Annotated in this window: 21 protein-coding genes and 2 pseudogenes; 17 read left to right on the top strand and 6 right to left on the bottom strand. The window is 47.0% G+C overall.

All coding sequences use genetic code 11. The features are described from left to right. Positions 1-135: 135 nt before the first annotated feature. The 4 genes from AA74_RS0111695 to AA74_RS0111680 all read left to right on the top strand — a co-directional run bounded on the left by AA74_RS0111695 (position 136) and on the right by AA74_RS0111680 (position 3,298). Positions 136-1,350: a tyrosine-type recombinase/integrase gene (locus tag AA74_RS0111695; protein WP_025912448.1), complete on the top strand. Its 1,215-nt coding sequence runs from the start codon at positions 136-138 to the stop codon at positions 1,348-1,350. 142 nt (positions 1,351-1,492) lie between these two features. Beyond that, complete coding sequence (locus AA74_RS0111690) at positions 1,493-2,296, top strand: DUF6387 family protein (RefSeq protein ID WP_025912447.1); 804 nt, start codon at positions 1,493-1,495, stop codon at positions 2,294-2,296. A gap of 187 nt (positions 2,297-2,483) precedes the next feature. Beyond that, a complete protein-coding gene (locus AA74_RS0111685; RefSeq protein WP_025912446.1) occupies positions 2,484-2,705 on the top strand; it encodes an AlpA family transcriptional regulator in 222 nt (73 codons plus the stop codon). A 20-nt stretch (positions 2,706-2,725) separates the two neighbouring features. Then, positions 2,726-3,298, top strand: a complete 573-nt coding sequence (locus AA74_RS0111680; RefSeq protein WP_023301290.1) for a BRO family protein — start codon at positions 2,726-2,728, stop codon at positions 3,296-3,298. Positions 3,299-3,346: 48 nt separating this feature from the next. On the opposite strand, the gene AA74_RS1000000123695 is transcribed toward AA74_RS0111680, so the two are convergent. Further along, entirely contained in the window at positions 3,347-3,526 is a 180-nt protein-coding gene (locus AA74_RS1000000123695) for a hypothetical protein (protein ID WP_086519776.1), read from the bottom strand. A gap of 129 nt (positions 3,527-3,655) precedes the next feature. Here AA74_RS1000000123695 and AA74_RS1000000122870 point away from each other — a divergent pair, with 129 nt between their 5' ends. The 11 genes and pseudogenes from AA74_RS1000000122870 to AA74_RS1000000123690 form a co-directional block, all read left to right on the top strand. Further along, on the top strand, positions 3,656-3,844 hold the full coding sequence (locus tag AA74_RS1000000122870; RefSeq protein WP_071531908.1) for a host cell division inhibitor Icd-like protein: 189 nt from the start codon (positions 3,656-3,658) through the stop codon (positions 3,842-3,844). Further along, entirely contained in the window at positions 3,837-4,712 is an 876-nt protein-coding gene (locus AA74_RS0111675) for a tyrosine-type recombinase/integrase (protein ID WP_025912445.1), read from the top strand. Before AA74_RS1000000122870 ends, AA74_RS0111675 begins: the two co-directional genes overlap by 8 nt. Positions 4,713-4,827: 115 nt before the next feature. Next, the gene (locus AA74_RS0111670; protein WP_020686326.1) at positions 4,828-5,031 is read left to right on the top strand and encodes a hypothetical protein; all 204 of its coding nucleotides are present in this window, start codon (positions 4,828-4,830) and stop codon (positions 5,029-5,031) included. 10 nt (positions 5,032-5,041) lie between these two features. After that, the gene (locus AA74_RS0111665) at positions 5,042-5,356 is read left to right on the top strand and encodes a DUF4222 domain-containing protein (protein WP_025912444.1); all 315 of its coding nucleotides are present in this window, start codon (positions 5,042-5,044) and stop codon (positions 5,354-5,356) included. Continuing rightward, positions 5,353-7,113, top strand: a complete 1,761-nt coding sequence (locus AA74_RS0111660; RefSeq protein ID WP_025912443.1) for a primase-like DNA-binding domain-containing protein — start codon at positions 5,353-5,355, stop codon at positions 7,111-7,113. Before AA74_RS0111665 ends, AA74_RS0111660 begins: the two co-directional genes overlap by 4 nt. A gap of 416 nt (positions 7,114-7,529) precedes the next feature. Continuing rightward, positions 7,530-7,703 carry a hypothetical protein gene (locus AA74_RS1000000123565; protein ID WP_014830800.1) on the top strand — a complete coding sequence of 58 codons (174 nt, stop codon included), beginning with the start codon at positions 7,530-7,532 and terminating at the stop codon, positions 7,701-7,703. Then, the gene (locus AA74_RS0111650; protein WP_025912442.1) at positions 7,700-8,485 is read left to right on the top strand and encodes a hypothetical protein; all 786 of its coding nucleotides are present in this window, start codon (positions 7,700-7,702) and stop codon (positions 8,483-8,485) included. The genes AA74_RS1000000123565 and AA74_RS0111650 overlap by 4 nt, the downstream gene beginning before the upstream one ends. 34 nt (positions 8,486-8,519) lie before the next feature. After that, positions 8,520-9,041, top strand: coding sequence for a helix-turn-helix domain-containing protein (locus AA74_RS0111645; protein ID WP_025912441.1), 522 nt, complete (start codon positions 8,520-8,522; stop codon positions 9,039-9,041). Between the two features lie 728 nt (positions 9,042-9,769). Beyond that, a complete protein-coding gene (locus AA74_RS0111640; RefSeq protein WP_025912440.1) occupies positions 9,770-10,648 on the top strand; it encodes a hypothetical protein in 879 nt (292 codons plus the stop codon). Further along, positions 10,649-11,449 carry a DUF3037 domain-containing protein gene (locus AA74_RS0111635; RefSeq protein WP_025912439.1) on the top strand — a complete coding sequence of 267 codons (801 nt, stop codon included), beginning with the start codon at positions 10,649-10,651 and terminating at the stop codon, positions 11,447-11,449. Between the two features lie 370 nt (positions 11,450-11,819). Continuing rightward, positions 11,820-11,957: pseudogene (locus tag AA74_RS1000000123690) on the top strand (hypothetical protein); the annotation flags it as partial. 124 nt (positions 11,958-12,081) lie between these two features. Here AA74_RS1000000123690 and AA74_RS1000000123685 read toward each other — a convergent pair. Then, positions 12,082-12,365: pseudogene (locus AA74_RS1000000123685) on the bottom strand (NIPSNAP family protein). A 90-nt stretch (positions 12,366-12,455) separates the two neighbouring features. Here AA74_RS1000000123685 and AA74_RS0111630 point away from each other — a divergent pair. Further along, positions 12,456-12,986: a hypothetical protein gene (locus AA74_RS0111630; RefSeq protein WP_025912438.1), complete on the top strand. Its 531-nt coding sequence runs from the start codon at positions 12,456-12,458 to the stop codon at positions 12,984-12,986. A gap of 257 nt (positions 12,987-13,243) precedes the next feature. On the opposite strand, the gene AA74_RS0111625 is transcribed toward AA74_RS0111630, so the two are convergent. The 4 genes from AA74_RS0111625 to AA74_RS0111610 form a co-directional block, all read right to left on the bottom strand. After that, positions 13,244-13,795, bottom strand: a complete 552-nt coding sequence (locus AA74_RS0111625) for a DUF4468 domain-containing protein (RefSeq protein ID WP_050437741.1) — start codon at positions 13,793-13,795, stop codon at positions 13,244-13,246. A 102-nt stretch (positions 13,796-13,897) separates the two neighbouring features. After that, entirely contained in the window at positions 13,898-14,470 is a 573-nt protein-coding gene (locus tag AA74_RS0111620; protein ID WP_025912436.1) for a hypothetical protein, read from the bottom strand. A 407-nt stretch (positions 14,471-14,877) separates the two neighbouring features. Continuing rightward, on the bottom strand, positions 14,878-15,891 hold the full coding sequence (locus tag AA74_RS0111615) for a hypothetical protein (protein WP_025912435.1): 1,014 nt from the start codon (positions 15,889-15,891) through the stop codon (positions 14,878-14,880). 155 nt (positions 15,892-16,046) lie between these two features. Next, entirely contained in the window at positions 16,047-16,514 is a 468-nt protein-coding gene (locus tag AA74_RS0111610) for a DUF1643 domain-containing protein (protein WP_025912434.1), read from the bottom strand. Positions 16,515-16,706: 192 nt separating this feature from the next. On the opposite strand from AA74_RS0111610, the gene AA74_RS0111605 reads away from it, so the two are divergent. After that, positions 16,707-17,267 carry a recombinase family protein gene (locus AA74_RS0111605; protein WP_023344851.1) on the top strand — a complete coding sequence of 187 codons (561 nt, stop codon included), beginning with the start codon at positions 16,707-16,709 and terminating at the stop codon, positions 17,265-17,267. The last annotated feature ends 153 nt before the right edge of the window (positions 17,268-17,420 follow it).

Genomic DNA, 17,420 nt, shown 5'->3' with positions numbered 1-17,420 from the left:
CAACCAAACCCAGCAATCACAAGGCATTAGCAAGTATCTCTGTATTCTGACGTAAACTAACGTCTACTCAAATCTATACATTCATGTGTATAGTAATGCGTATAGCTCGTGCTCTACACTTTGGAACTATACACAATGCCCCTCACAGACCTTGAAATCAGGCGCTCTAAGCCGCGTGAGAAGTCCTATACACTCAACGATGGCAATGGGCTGTCTCTGCTCATCGAGCCGAACGGATCTAGAGGGTGGCGTTTTCGCTACCGTTTCGATGGTAAGCCCAAGATGATTTCGTTGGGCACGTATCCGGATGTAACTCTCAATGATGCTAGGCGCAAACGTGATGATGCCCGTAGGTTGGTTGCTGGCGGCATAAATCCCAGCGATGTACGCAAAGAAGATAAGCTGGCGAAGCTGAGTCGCAATCAAAATACCTTCGAGGCAATTGCCCGCGAATGGTACGCCAAGCGCATAGACCGTTGGTCTGAATCCTACGGCGAAGAAATGATGAAAACCTTCGAGGCTGATGTATTTCCGTTTATCGGGCAGCGTCCTATTGCCGATATCAAACCGATGGAGCTCATGTCAGTTCTTTCTAAGCTGGATGAAAGAGGAGCGACAGAAAAGTTGAGAAAGGTTAGGCAGCGTTGCGGGGAGGTGTGGAGATACGCGATTGTTACTGGTCGAGCTGATTATAACCCGGCACCGGATCTGGCCAGCGCGTTCGCCCCTCATAAGAAAGAGCATTACGCTTTTCTCACCAGTGACGAACTTCCCGAATTCTTCCGTACGCTGAACACGTACAGCGGCAGTTCGGTTGTAAAGTTGGCGATGCGCTTGCAGATTCTTACCGGCCTACGCCCTGGCGAATTACGCCAGGGAGAGTGGATTGAAATCGATTTTGAAAAACGTCTATGGGAAGTACCACCTGCGCGCATGAAAAAGCGTCGACCTCACTGCGTCCCTTTATCCGACCAAGCGATCGCCATCTTGGAGCAGTTACGCCTCGTCACCGGAAATTATCGGTTCATTTTCCCTGGTAGGATTCAGCACAGTAAACCAATGAGCGAAATGGCGATGAACGTCTTGATACGTCGAATTGGATATGCGGGAAGAGTAACCGGGCACGGTTTCCGGCACACCATGAGTACCATCCTGCACGAACAGGGCTACAACACCGCGTGGATAGAAACGCAGCTGGCACACGTCGACAAAAACTCTATTCGAGGAACGTACAACCACGCCCAGTATCTGGATGGCCGCCGCGAAATGCTCCAGTGGTATGCCGACTATATGGAGGCCTTGGAAAACGGCGAAAATGTAGTGCATGGAACGTTTGGGAAAAGCGCTTAACTGTATGTATAGACAGTGCTAATTGACAGTAGTAGACTTCGGTAGAATAGAGAAATAAAGGCCATGCCTAGGCTGATCACCGAAAACCAGTACACCTCTGCTGGCTGGCATAGCCTCTAATTAGAGGATGTGAGGTGGCGTGATGAGTGAGAAGCCGGATTACTGTCCTGACTGGTTTGACTTAGAAAATTACCGCGTATGTGAAAGTTACACCAGAAACCACTGGTGGAAGTCGATCATGATTCGCAAAGTTGTACTGTATAACGGTATTAAAGATGACGTGGCGAACGGCATCAGTAAAGATTTCCTATTACAATCGTTAATCCATCTTTCCAAAAACAATGAACTAATTTTTAAGGGACAAGATGTTATTGAGAACTCCAGTATTGACGAGATGGGAATGTTTGACTTCATTGATCTCTATGCCGAGTTATACGAGCAGTCTCCTGAAGTTATGAACGGCGTCAATGACATGCTTAAAAAGCATTTCGATAAAAGAGATGAAGTAATTAACAGCATAGATACGTTTTGGGATGACTTTGAGCATGACGTTAACTCTAAATCCGGCATGGATCTGTATTCACCATTGAGTGAAAATTATCAAGGGATAAGGAAATTTATTACCATAGATTTCAATAATAATGACGAAAAAATAATGCGTGATTTTTCCAATTGGCTAGCAAACGAAAGGAAAATCAACAATGAGTTAAATAGATCTCAGAAAAAAACTGATAATGACCTCAAAAAATTACATGAGTACAGAGTATTGCCATTCATAGACTTGTTTTTCTGGGGAGAAATCACAGGCATTACACTGACTCAGTACCAGCTGGCGCAGTTGCTCTTTCCGAATGAGTTTGAGGTGGATATCAAGGATCGCCTGAGGTCTGTGACAAGGCCGAAAGCCATGGAGTTGCTTGAAAGTCGTGTTGACCCATTCATGTAATAGATTTTTGCGATTTCCGTTCCGCCCCGAAAAGATAAAAATTTTACCCCGATGCACAATTCATAAGCTCGTGCTCCGGGGTGAAATGAGCTTTCTGTAGTCTCTTCTAAACAACGTCATTTCAATTTAATTTCTCCTGAAATCTTTAGACGTCCAGTGATGTCTATTTTGGTACTAAGGAGAAAACATGTCTGAGAACGTACGATCTTTTATCCGTTTGCCGGAAGTGATGCGTAGAACTGGTTATAGCAAGGCATGGCTATATAGATTAATTAATCAAAATCGTTTTCCAAAGCCAGTGAAGATTGGTGAACGCGCAATTGCATTCGTAGAGGGTGAGATTGACGATTGGATAACTCAGCGTATTGAAGCTCGCAATGCTGTAAACAACTCAAAACCTCAACTGTAACTTAGCCCGGGAAATTTATTATGACTAACAAAAATGCCCTCGCCGGGCAGGGTTTCGCTCAACCTGAAAACAGCAGCGATGATATTTCGGTCATTAAATTTGAAGCGGCGAAAGTCCGTATTGTTAAGATCAACGGTGAACCGTGGTTCGTTGCAAAAGATGTTTGCGCGGCGCTGGAACTATCCAATTCACGCATGGCGTTGCAGGCTCTGGATGATGACGAGAGAAATACCGTAACTTTAACTTACGGTATTCGCGGGAACCCAAATCATAGCGCTGTCTCTGAATCTGGTTTCTACAAGCTGATCGCCCGCAGCCGTAAAGCTATTACGCCGGGCACATTCGCCCATCGTTTCAGTAATTGGGTATTTCGCGAGGTTATCCCTTCTATCCGCAAGACTGGCTCTTATGGTGTGCCGTTCGCGTTCCTGAACGACTTTAGCCGGCGCATGGCGGCTTATCAGCAGGAGGCCAGCAAACGCGGGTATAAGTTGCAGCAGTGTAAGGGGGCAAAAGAAGCTCTTGAGCGGGAAGAGATTCAGTTGTGGCGTAAGTATCAGCCCGAGCTATTGAAGGAAAATGGCGATGAATAAAAAGGCGGAAAGACGCCGGGATTTTTACCCGGCAGAGAGCATGCTTAATCAGCCCTTTGGCTCGATACCACGTTGCTGGAGTTCCTTGCGAATAATTCTCTTAAGCCATGCGGCTAGAGACTCATCACCATCTTGCTGTTGCGCTCGTTCCATCATCTCTCGAAGCTCTGGATCAAGCCGAAATTGGAATGGAGGATTGCCTCGTCTCTCGTTTTTGTGTGTTGACACGTCAATTACACCCGATGTAATGTGTTTATGTGTAATGACACATTATACACAGGAAATGAAAAAGACAACGCCCCGAAGTGCGGGAACACTTTCAGGGCGTCTAACCAAAACGTTAGTTGAGGTAACATTATGGCTTGCACTAAGTCTACCCAAACACGCCCTGAATTTACATGGCGTTTTCTCACCTTGGGTGAATTCACAAATCAGATCGTCAATGTTACTGCTTCCACCGAGCGCGAAGCCCGCGAAAAAACGCCAGAAGGATGTGTCTGTATCCTGGCGTGTCGATTTCGTGTTGAGGAGGTGCAGCATGTTTAACCTCCAGACCCTTACAGCTAAAGCCCGCGAGCTGCGCGGTAACGTGGTAAAAGCCACTACCACGAAGGGCACCCGCACCATGACCCCTGTTTACGAACGGGAAGAGCAGCGCAAACTGCGTGAACGCATACAGCAGACCCAGCCGGACTGGGTATTACTCTGGTGGGATATTGCGACCGTTACCGGCTGGCGTACCAGCGACGTGTGCAACTTCCGTTACTCCTGCATCAACTGGGAAACCGGCATAGCAACAATTATCGTAGCGAAGCAGACCAAAGCAGCAGAAGCCAGAGCGACCCGGAAGGGGATCGAGATTGTTCGCCAGCAGCGCAAGGACGCTGCCCGGCTTGCTGGCGATCACATTGCTTACATGCAATGGGATAGCGTGAGCTGCGACGAACTGGCCGCCGGCATGACGGAAGAAGAACAGGCGATCGTGTTTGAGCTGGTGGCAAAGGCTGAAGTGAAGCACGACACCAAACAGCTGCCGCCGGGCATCATCAAACGACTGCGCGAACGCATGGAGCGCAATCTTATCGGTGACGACCTGGTATTTTCCCGCAGCCAGATCGAAAGTAACCGTTGCCAGTCTCTGGAAGGTAGCGTGAGCCGCCAGACAATCTGGAAGAAACTGCACAACGTAATGCTGTGGTTTACGCGCGTCGTAAACACGCGTCTGCGCCTGAGTGCCTACTCCAGCCGCAAAATTGCCGCCTTTAATCTCATGTCCGCCGGCGGCGAACAGGGCTTGCTGGTCGCCTCTGAAATGCTCGGGCACAGTAACCCGGCAATCACCCGAACTTACCTCCAGTTAGGCAGTAAGGCCTCCGCCATTCAATCCCGTCTGGCCATGGAGGTATCTGTATGAAAATGGTTATCCAACTTTCCCGTCTCGGCGCTTTTCTCGAGCACGTATCTGAGCAATTAAATAGCGCACGATATTGTTTTTCCAGTCAGTCATTATGGGACGGGGAGGAGAAATCATGACTCCTGTTTACGATCTGGTTCGCCGGGCCGACGGCAAAAACGTTTTCAGTTTCCCGGCCGGCGGCCGCTATCTGGTTGACACCTCAAATGGTCTTCAGTCGATGCGCCCTCTTATGGACGACGAGATCATTTTTACGGTGGAGAGTGCCGCGCGCTTTCTGAGGAAAATTGGTTATCAGGTAATCCCGCCAGCGGCGTGAGGTAAAAAATATGACGATTAAAAATTCCGGCTTAGCTGCTGGTGGCCGCGCTCACCCTGAAATCAGGCCGGGCGATAAATGGAAGGACGGTCGGGGCAACATCGTGATTATCGAAAGTTACCGATTCGACAGAGTGACATTTTGCCGCGAGGGGTACAGCTCACCGTGTTTTTGCACGCCAGAACGACTGGTGCGGGAATTTGAATTTGTTTCTTCCGCGCCGGGCACCAGTGGAAGAGATATCGATCGAATTATGCGGGTGCAGGGCATCGAACGAATTCGGGTTATGCGGGAAATCATCAGGGAGCGAGGGAACAGAAAATGAAGAATGCACCAAATCTTAAAAAGCAGCCAGCGGATCTCATGGAGGAGTCAATCATCTTTGCCGGCGCCGATGCCTGGACGTTCGCCAAAGCATGGCAGGAAATGAACCCGATTGGCGATACGGTGCCGCCGGTTGTGCTGGATAAAAAGCAGCTGGCAGAGCTGGAGAATATCCGCATTGTGGATGATGGCCGGCTCTATACCCGGGTATGCCGCGGCGGGCATCTGACCGAACGACAGATAACCATTCTCGCGACAAAGCTGGCGGTGGCCGGCGTGGAGCGCGCGCAATTCTACTCTGAAGGTTATCAGCTTCTGGAGGACTGGACGCCACAGCTGCCGCGACTCAAAGCCGATGCGGAAGCTGGCAAAAGCATGGTGATCGGCAAACCGCTGACGGATGTAAACCTTCGCGACCTTGCTGATAACGAAAAGGCGCTCATACTGGCCGCGCGTTACACCGGCATCGCGATCAATGAAAACAGCGAAGGCGTGTACGTCTACCGTGCCGGCATCTGGGAGAAAACGTCACTGCTCGAGCTGAGCCGCGAAATGGTGGCTATCTACAACGAGAACAAAACCAACTTCAGCAAGCGCGCGATCAACAACGTTATCGACGCCCTGAAAATCGTTATCCCGGTAATGGGGGAGCCGCGGCGCAGCCTGATCCCCTTTGCAAACGGCGTCTACGATATGGAAACCGGCGTTTTCTCCGAACACAGCCAGGATAACTGGCTGACAAACCATAACGGCGTGACCTATACGCCGGCGGTGCCGGGCGAAAACCTCCGCGACCACGCGCCGAACTTCCATAAGTGGCTAAGTTACGCATCAGATAGAGACGCAATTAAGATGCAGCGCATCGCTGCAGCGCTCTTTATGGTGCTGGCAAACCGGTACGACTGGCAGCTGTTCCTCGAGATCACCGGGGAGGGCGGCAGCGGGAAAAGTGTCTTTACCCATATCGCCACGATGCTGGCCGGCGCGCATAACACCGCCAGCGGGAACATGGCGGCGCTCGACAGCGCGCGCGGGCGGGCGCAGTTCGTCGGGAAAAGCATGATAACGCTTCCTGATCAGCCCAAATATTCAGGAGAGGGCACCGGGATAAAAGCGATAACCGGCGGGGATGCCGTGGAGATCGACCCGAAACACGAACACCAGTACACCGCCGTTCTGCGGGCGGTGGTTGTGGCCACGAACAACACGCCGATGATTTTCACCGAACGTGCCGGCGGCGTTTCCCGGCGCCGCGTAATTTTCCAGTTTAACCGGCGCGTCAGCGAAGAGGATAAGGATCCCGACCTGGCAGAAAAGATATCCGCTGAAATTCCGGTGGTTGTTCGCCGGCTGCTGGCAACCTTTTCGGACCCGGAAAAAGCGCGGGCGCTGCTGCTGGAGCAACGGAACAGCGAAGAAGCACTGGAGGTGAAGCAGAAAACGGATCCCCTGTACGCCTTCTGTGCGCATCTGGAGCGCCTGGCTGATTGCGTGGGAATGCTGGTGGGCAACCGTAACCCGCCTCATCGCCCCCGCATTTACCTCTATCACGCTTATCTGACGTTTCTTGAGGCTAACGGTTTCGAGAAGCCGCTGACGCTGAATAAATTCTCTGAGGGAATGGAAAGCGCCATGCGGGAGTTTAATCACGAGTACCGCAAGGAGAGAAAGACCCGCGGCGTGGTGACGAACGTCGAACTTTCAGAGAGTGCGGAGGACTGGCTGCCGCAGGCGCACCCGTTAGCTGAGGAAAAATGATGAATGTTTAGCTAAATATGGCGAAAGGTGTTCATAGTGTTCATTGATTGGGTAAAGTTCAATTAAATCAATAAGATTGACTATGAACACCTTTGTGTAAGGTATTCATAGGGTATTCATAGTGTTCATAGGTCACTTTAACTCAGTGCTCATAAAGTAAACAGAAGTATGAACACCATGAACACTTGTAACCCCTGTATGTAGACCGGTGTTCATAGGTTAATTTATTGTTTTGTCTGTAATTTATCGCCTTTATGAACACCATGAACACCTTGAGGGCAAATTCTTTAAAACGCATCCACTCTTTTCACGTTGTGGGCCCCTGCTATTTCATTAATATCGTTTCATAAATCGCAACTGATGAATTGATTGTTGCGATTAATGGAACTTTAACGGTCGCTATAACAGGGGGCATTATGAGCAAGGTTAACGTTAAGCCCGTTCTGCTGAACGGGGAGCAGATTCAGGCTCTGAAAACCATCCAGGAGAGGGAGCGCCAGAAGTCAGGCATGGGGATCGCGCCGTCAATCCATGCTGTTGCACGCAAGGTATTTGATGCAGGGCTGTCAAAAATGGAGGCTGGCCAGTGAGCTACTCAATCAAAATAGGGAAACACAGTATCGAGCTGGCGGGTTATGCCGGTAAGGTTGTTGCGCCAAATACTCAGATGGCCGCTTTATTCCGTGGTATGGCGGGCGAACTCACCAGCCTGAGGACGACGGCGCAGCAGGCCGAAGCTGAGGCGGATTTGCTGGACGTTATCCGCAACGATCCGGATCTGAACGAACAGGCAAAAAATCGCAGGGCAGGTGAAGCCCGGAACCCTGACACGCTCAAAGACTTTACCCGCGGGGTGGCAGCCGTAAGCGAGCAGGCCGCAAACATTCTCGATTACCTGAAGAACAAGCTCGCTCCGGTTAATCCACTGGCATCTGATGATGTTCAGGGATTCATGCGTGACAGTGAAATGCGCCAGGCATTCGCCCGACTGGATCGCCGTAGCCAGGAAAAAATGCTGCTGTCGATGCACAGTGGAAAGCATCAGGAGCTGGCGGACGCCTTACTAAGGGCGCACGCGGTATGTTCGGGACTCGATACGGAACAGCTAAAACGTCTCGGCTTCTCCCGTATTGCATCAGAGAACGGGCAGGTGATTAACGCGGTTGCCGATCTGGTCGACGCGGTAAGGAAGGACGTCGCACAAATTACAGCTGTCCGAACCTGGTATAACAATCTCGTTTACGGGAAGAACGACGATCCATCAGAAGTTCTGCCCCGCATGACCGGCCTTGATCAGTTAAGCGAACATGTCAGCGCGATGCTCAAAGGCAGCCAGCGGCAGACACATTCAGAAGAGAAGCAGGCCGCCTGAGGGCGGCTTTTTTCTGCCCGGAGGGAAACACAGGATGCTGTTAAGTAAATCAGCCTACGCCAGGCATATGGGCGTCAGCCGGCAAACTGTTTACGGCTGGATAGCCCGCGGTGAAATCGTTATTTCAGGCGATAAAGTGGATGTTGACGCATCGCAGGCTAAACAAAATGGTGCTGGTGCTGGTGCTGGTGCTGGTGCTGGTGCTGGTGCTGGTGAGCATCACAATGCACTGACGTGGGCCCAGGCCGCAGCATGGGTATGGAAGCATGACGGTGGGAAAGAGCTACCGGCTGATATTGATGCTGCTCAGCGAATAGATGCCGCAGCCTCTGAGCTGGGTTTTGATGTTCAGCACGAGCCCGAGGAAGAATTGCTGATCCTCTTCCGGTTGGATGAAGAAACCCACAGCTTCTATGGCAAAGATCACATGGCTGGTGGTCTGCGTTTCCTGCGTTCCGAGCTGGCCTATGTGGCCGCAATGCATCCCGACACCCAGGATGACTGGAGCGATACAGGATTAAAGGCACTCTGTCTGCTGGCAGGTGAGAAACTGTAAACCCCCCGGCCAAACCTAACCCCTCTAACTTGACACTTTTTCGTGAAAAACAGGGAAAAGTGTCAACCCAACCTAACGGATCCTAACGGTCACGCACAACAGCTGCAGCTAAGGTGTAAAGGGCTGATGCGAAGCAGGGCAGGTGTCAGCCTGTTATGGTTTGTTATGCCTTACTAGGGAAAACTAAGGGGAAAGTGTCAACTGCTACCGCTTCAGAAAACTTCAGGTACACGAACTTGTGAAGGGGAGGTGTTAAGCACTCCCCCTTTGCAACCATCCTCAAGCCTCTTTCAGATCGCTGTTCTGGTTTACCCGGACGCTGGCGTTCTGATTGAGTCGTCAAAAGTTGTCACACACCGGCAGCGCCAGTGGGGATTTTTGGCTGAACGCGCTTTAAGTTACAGTTGATTAAATCAGTACCACGAATTCACTAAAGCTAAGTATTAGACCAATTAATTATTGCTAAAGGCGTTTATTAGCATGTTAATTAATTGTGTGATGTTATGCTTTATCAAAAAAAATGTTAACGTCCATTCACTCTAAGTAATTATAACGTCATGTTTTAAAAGTGTTTTATTTAAATGCGGCTGTTGGTTTTCTTAAGGTTGCAAGTTGTAGCTCGTAAAAAAAAACTGATTTTGAACTGATTTAGGCAAAAAAAGGTAGGGGCCATGGATTTTTCTGATTTACTACTTTAAGATTTAGAAAAGTTCTCTGGAAGATAACGTATGGCCAACAATCAGTCACAGCAAACCAACGTGTCAGGAGCTGCTTCGGTGAGTCAGCTTACTTTACCTATCGTAAATGATGGTTTTATAAATGTAATAACCGAGCTTCCTGCGTCTGGTTTAATTGCAAAAACATTCATTTGTTCAAACTTTGATTTAGCAAACCAAACTAATGTCTATTATATGAAGGTTTATAATGATGATAAGTTTGTAATAAATGAGATGGTCGGTTATATACTTGCCAAAGCAAGCGGTCTGGATGTGGCAAATAAAGCATATCTACTTGAAATAGATAGTGTAACACGTGCACTTATTGATGACTTTTACAAACGTAGAGGTCTTGCGAACAATAAAGAGCATTATAATTCAAATTATGCTTTCTTAATATCTAGTGCTCCAGGAATAAACATAAATACTTATCATAGTAACATCGTTCTTCAAACAGCGTTTTTTAAACAGAAGATAAGCAATTGGAATAAAAATAACTCACTAATTGCTTTTGATGAGTGGGTTGCAAACACAGATAGAAATGCAGGTAACATTTTGTTTGGTACCAATGCAAATTATGTTATCGATCATGGTTCAATGCCTGTTCAAATGAATTGGACTAGGAGTTGCCTGCAATCCAAGCAGTGTTTCAAAAATGTACATTATATCAATACCTCCACAGTGATGGGGAAAAATCCATTAGATGTAGATCTTTTAAACGAATCATCTAAGCATGCTTTAGCTTTTAGTAACGTGAAAAACTCCATAATAAGTATTATCGCAAATACCGTAAAAATGAGTCCTGACTATCAAGAAATGATTGATTTTATTGAGGATAGATCTAAGAGTGTTAGGACGGCTACATATGCAAATATGGCAGGAGCCAGATAAATGAAACAATTTAATTGGCATAAAATACAGTGGATGCCCTTTTTCAATACTCAGGAGGTTATTAACGTTGGAATCGTCGTTAGTGATGAAAATAACAATGTTTTGAATATGAAGCTTATTGATGATTTATCAAAGATAAAATGCTTTTTTGGTGATTCGATAGTAAGCGATGCATCTCTGGCATTTGATGTTATTAAGGTTATGATTGGTAGCAACACTATATCTGGTAATATTGATACCCCCCAGATTAAAATAAAAGAACAGGGTATTGCTTTCTCTAATAGTGTTGCCTTGCTGACAGAGCAATTAATGAGTCAAGTTGTAACGGCTTATAAAGTTAAAGAGAAAAAGTCTAGATACTCTCCTTTAACAACTAAAAGATTACTGACAGCATTGAAGGACGAAGTGCCAGAACAATTTAAAGGGTACATTCCTGATAATCCATTTTTAGAAGTTAGACCGGATGTGTCCGTCTATATTCCTTTGCGAAAACATGGATTAAGTGAAGTAGCAACAGTAATATCTGCAGACTATATAGATGTTGAACGCAGATCTACTCGTTTTTATGAAGCTATGAGAGATCTCTCTTTGGTTAATTTAGCCTCTCATGGCAAAACCAAATCTAAAAGTGCTTTTGTTTTAAAACCTCAAGGGGTTGACTCTTTACCAAAATCACTCAAGAAAAGTATTGATGGTGAAATAGATATGTTTACTTATCAAGCTAAGGACAGAAACTTTGAAGTAGTCGTATGCGATGATACAGCGGACTTCGTCGAAAAAGCATTATCATGGTGTGCTTGAGTTACGAAACATCAAGATGTTACGGGGAGTTTGATTCACAGATAGTTTGTCTAAAATCCAAGTAGTATAAACCGCCGTAATGGCGGTTATTACCCTTGGTTTCAAGGTGTTATTAAATTTAACCAATTCTCAACCTTAAAAATGTTCGTGTCCAAGTTAACTATGGATTGAATAGTCGGTATGGTGTGTATAGGAATGTGTATAGAATCATACTTATAACTTGGCCATACTAGGTATTGCTAGCTTCTAAAGCCTTTGTGTTATTCCCTTCGCCCGCTCCAGAATTCCCCTAACGTATTCATTCCACTATCTTTTTCTAAACCATACGTGACGGCGCTCGTGATCCTCCTACAAAGGGGTCATACAGCCGATGGCGCAGCGTGATAATCTATATCGACGTCCAAGTGGTATTTATGTTCTGCGGATCACCGTTCCGGTTCGTTATCGCGCCCTGATAGGGCAGCGTGAAATTCATACATCTATCAAGGCGTCATCGACGCGCGGCGCAGACATAAATCGTAAGATGTGCCAAACGCACCAGGAAGCTATGTGGCGCTTTTTTTATTAAGGGTAGTATTTTCATAGTGCCAAATTTTGAGGCGCTTAAAATGCGTCTGGTGAATCCATATAACCTACGATTGCACCCGCAGCCCTTCCACGTTTTTAGTTGGTAGATTCATCACTGTTTTAATGCTGGTCTCTATGCTGCCAACGATGTTTTCGCGTGGACCGCTGTGCCAGTCATCGCTTGCGTAAAAAGCATTGAGAGCCGCAGCCATTTTTCAGCGCTGTCAAAGGTGCGAATGAGGTAGTAGCAATCCGGGTCATGAAGCGAGTTGCCAAACGAAACAACATCGATCCCATGGCGGCGGTATAAAGTGTCTGCTGAACTGACCGATAAACTAGTTACACGGATTGTTACGACCTGACATTGTAACCTTTCATGCATGGTGCTCGGGTCAATAAAACACATCTTACTGGGTTCGCTTGATCAGGATTTTTTGCCATGAATAAAAAGGTTATTTTTTTGTTGCTGTCCATTATCTCCTCTCCAGGTTTCGCCGTTAGCATACCTGACCCGGTACCTTCAGATGCTTGCCATTTTCTTTCAGGAATGCCATTCATTAAAACTCCGTCAACCTATAAACCATATGCTGAAGGCAGCGAAGACTATACGTGCGGAACATCCTATTTTGAGATAGAAACGCCGAATAGTGGCGACACTATGAACAATAACATCGCTTACTACGTATCAGGTAATCAGGACAAAACAGAGAAATTGATGCTCATGCTTAATATGAATAATCAAGATCCAAATGCCGTCAAAATTGCCCGAGGTTATTTTATAAACGGTTCATTTGAAATAATGAAAAAGATGTTTCCTCATTCTCCCGGAAAAGTTGCCGACATTGTTGGTTTACTCAGTGATGGGAAAGACGGTGAATGGAGCGTCGATGGGTGGAAAGTCTCTTCAGTAAAAAAAGTCTGGCCTACTGGTAGAGGTTATGAACTTCGTTTCATCGTGACATCTGGCTGATTGTATAGGTGATGACATGCGCATTTAACCCGCTAGGAATCTCTCTGACGAGTTTTTTAAAGAAGGTAGTGGAATTCATGGCGCGGAATTTGCGGCGCTCTCATAGAGTTGCTAGCGTAGCCAAGTGAAACAGGTTGCTTTCGAATGCAATAAAAATGCCGCGTGATAACTTGTCATAACTATCATTATGCGGCAACACATAATCCCAGATATAAAAGCTCAAAAACTTATCCGGTAAGTTTTTGAGCTGATGGCTGTTACCAGTCTTTTGCAGCAGAGCTACTTTCAGTCACGATCTCGCGTTTGTATTGTTCCACAATATCATTCAACGCTTTTTTGGCTTTTGCTTGTCCACCAACAGTCATATTTGGCGAATCTATGGCAGGGAACGCAATCCCGCTGGTTACATGGGCCGGACGATAAATGTGGATATCATCAAAGGTGATGCGAGCTTTATCATCCTTTGTGTCGATTTTCATAGTGAATTTATATCGAACATCTTCATTAGCTAAGCAATCATTAAAACCGTCACATGGGTATTTAACATTCCCCTTGCCAACAATCGAACCTTCTTCTTTATCGGCATATTGGATTACGCTGTTAGAATCAGTGAAGGCCTTTGCAACCCAAATTTTGGAACTACTGTAAAGTGCATCCTTTTTAACCCCGGGAACGTTAACAACACTGACTATACTACCCAGCGGTTGTTTAGCTGCTTCCATATCTGGTGAGGTCACACAACCTGTCAACACAGTAATACTGGATACAACCAAACTGGCTAAAACAGTTTTCATCATTACTTTTTTCATTCGATTTGTCCTTATCGCATTTTTATTAAGTGCAGTATGTAAATATGGTGCGGAATGAAGTTGGTTTCTCAAAACCGCAGGACAGGTCTCGCTTTTCTATTATCACCCGTAGTGGATATAGGCAAAAACAGCGACAGCAACGAGCGCGCCAAAACGTAATAACCCATTACGATGCTTGGTTAACCACTTCCGCTCGTAACGCAACGGCGTGTAGAAAGGTGTTACCCATTTAAGAAACTCTGCATTGAGGTTGTCCAAAGACTCTTTGGGCCCTTTAAGATTGCTGCCGACAATGTATTGGCGTCTTATCAAATCGATACGGCAGTTACCGATGTGTTCCCTTTCCGTTGTAAGCTCCGATTCATCAACGAAATCAAAGGACTCTACGAGAATTTGGTGTGCTGCCTGCAGATCTTTATGGGTGACAAAAGCATCACAGGTGATCAGGTCGCCTTGAGAGGTGAATGTCAGGAGATCAATCCCGTGAGTTGCTTGTAAATTATCGATTAGTTGTTGTCTGATGGCTCTATCAAATGGTCGGATGTATCCCCATTTCGGATCGATATCTCGACCATACTCCTCATAGCTGAAAAACTCGCCTTCAAGGGAAATCCCACCCCAATCAAAGCGCACATAACAATCCGGTTGGGCTTGGTAATAATTGGATACGGGCATAAGCTTCCTTGAGAAAGGAGATCAGAAAAATCCTAAGTAGTTAATTGAACTATGCGGGAGAGAATTTTTCAACAATGTTTATCTGCAAGTATAAGGATGATTTTGCCACCACCGAAGTTTTTGGACGCAATGCCTGAGAGGGGGACTTCCAAACCTAGGAGATCCACTTTCCCGCACCAAACTTATCCGGATGCATTTGCACCGCGAACCCGATGTAGTGTCACAACGTTTGGTTCGTGTTTGATTGAAAGGAACTGCCACCGATAAACACCCTTAGCGAAGGTATGTGAGCTGATAGTTGAGTTGTTATATATAGTTATTAAGAGAACTGCATCCAGACCAGCAGGAATGCGGCCTCTTTCCTGCTGATTGTCACTTTTTTCTGGAATAGGGGAGCGGGCGGCGGCTCAAACGTTGAGACGGCGTAAAGCACCTTTGACGGCGTTTTGCAGATCGCTAACAACCGCCAGATGAGAGCTTTCTTTCCGTAGGCGCTTGTAACCGTTGACCATCATCCAGCTACGTTTATCCCTACGTCCGATGTTATTGAAAGAATGCAATCCGCGCTCGGCTGTTGCGTCGTTCACCCTACGAACTGCGTTGATAGCGGTAAACCGGAACAAATCACCGTCAGCCATCATTTCAGGCTCTATTGGTTTGCGAAATTTGAACAGGTGAGCGAGGGTTTCAAATCGAAAGCGCTGCATGTCGCTAAGATGGTGAAGAGAGTAGTGAGTGAGCGCAGCACCTTTTAACGTGACTTCAACACGAGCGCGTTGCTCTTCTACAGGTAGTTTCTGATCGTTGTCAGTGCGTTTGTGGTAGACCTGCCACGAGATGTTGTCCCACTTGTTACCAGTCCTGAAGTTTCGATATGGAGTAATACGTGTTCCGGGGAAAAGGTAGACATTTTTCCACGAAGCGGGATTGAATTGCCTTGGTCTGGTTCCGTTACTAAACAGGCTTGTCTGGAGCCGATAGGTCATTGCTCGTGTCGCTGATACTGACCGTTGTTTATGCCAGAAATCGCAGAAAACTTCGACTCCCACGATTTGTGGCTCACACGCAAATGGGAAACGGTTTTGCAATTGCTTGAGTGCAGCTTCCAGCTTCCCGCCATGGTTTGCCAGTAGATCACGGAAGCAAATCCGAAAAGTATCGTTAGTGCTGCTTATCGTAGGTTTTACCCACGTTTTAACGTTGTTGTCGGGACGGGGGGCGCATGATGACAGCTTTGAGATACGTAGACCGCAGGGTTTAACCCAGAGTTTTAATCCGGTGATTTTAAGTAATTCATCCTGAACGTAGCGATGCTGGGTCAGTCTGGAGAAGCTGATCTTTAAGTCCAGCCAATCGATCCCGGCTGAAACCTTAAAGGATTTGCGGTCTGCTTCAGCAGCTACGTATTTTCGACTCTTCATAGTGCGACCTTATTGAAGGGAACTTCAAACCGGCATCAGGGTCGTTCGAACTGAGCAGATTTGAGAACATTTCGAGCACGGTAGCACAATGGTTTTACGATAAAAATCTTACTTATCAATATACTGCGTTCATATTCTGAACGCAGTAGTTGTTGCTAACTTAAGGGTATGAGAACACTGTCATTTTTCATATACAGAGGGTGTTTGGGTTCACCTGTGGCGTTTAAGACAAAGCACATTGTGGTTTCTGGTAGCAACTGTCGGACTACTGTTGAGCGCTTGAGATGTCTGCCTTCGTTGCCCCATGCCGCCACTACCAGACCGGCACCGGCAATAAGCCTTATCAGATGGCTATCGTTATCTATACCAATGGGATCAGGTGCTTTCATCATTTCATGTCGCTGGGTATGAACGAACGCGAACAGGTTGGCCATGTATAGCCCGCCGTAGCCCCAGTTTTTGGCAAACGATATGCAGCGGCTCAAGGTGCGATCATCGTTCTCAGCATCGGCATATGAAGGGTTTAGCCCGATGAAAAGGGCATATGGTTTTGATTCGTCCCAGACTCGTGATAACGAGTAGCGATACTGGCCGCACGGTGAAAAAATCGCGTCTTTAATCATTCCAGTTGTCCTTATGAAGTGATGGTTTCAGCCTAACATTTCTTTATCCGTTTTAAGCGCCAACAAACGACCGTTTTCCGGCATCTCTGTTGAGGTGACTTCCAGACTGTGGAGAAATTAGCCTTGGCAATTGTTGGCAGGCGTCCTATTGTTGACACCGATTTCTGGCAGGGGCCGGGTGAGGAGATGACTATGGCGATTTTTGGCTACGGGCGTGTTTCGACATCGCAGCAAGATACTGAGAACCAGCGTTTGGAACTTGAGCAAGCTGGATGGACTTTCGACTTTTGGTTTACTGATGTTGTTAGCGGGAAGGTTCCTGCGGTGCAACGCAAAGCGTTTTCTGAAATGCTCAGCAAAATCCGCGATGGTGAAACGTTGGTAGTTGCAAAACTAGACCGTCTGGGGCGTGATGCGATTGACGTTCTGCAAACTGTCAGAAAGTTGGCTGACCGAAATATCAAGGTTATTGTCCACCAGCTTGGCACGACTGATCTCACCTCCGCTGCGGGTAAGCTTCTGCTGTCAATGCTGGCAGCGGTTGCAGAGATGGAGCGTGACTTGCTCATTGAGCGCACTCAGGCGGGGCTGTCACGAGCAAAAGCCGAAGGCAAGAAATTGGGCAGACCTTCTAAAATCGCACCAGAAGCCCGTATGGCGATTATAGAGAAAAAGAATAGCGGAGCCAGTGTCAGTGCGTTAGCGCGTGAATACGGCGTTTCCAGGGCCACTATAGCTGCAATACTTGATTAAGACTCATCTGCATCTCAGGCTCGAGCTGGCATTTTGGGTAGCGGTATGTATTTCTTTTGACCGTCAGGAGTGGTCTAAAAGAGGTTATGTTATATAGCTAATTCACATAGTTGATCGCCGTCCATTCAGGATTATGTATGATTGGTGTGCCAT

Source organism: Enterobacter sp. 5-4 (assembly GCF_000612205.1).
Lineage (GTDB): Bacteria > Pseudomonadota > Gammaproteobacteria > Enterobacterales > Enterobacteriaceae > Enterobacter > Enterobacter roggenkampii.
Note: the sequence above shows the minus strand (reverse complement) of the source record. Positions and strands in the feature narration are given on the sequence as shown.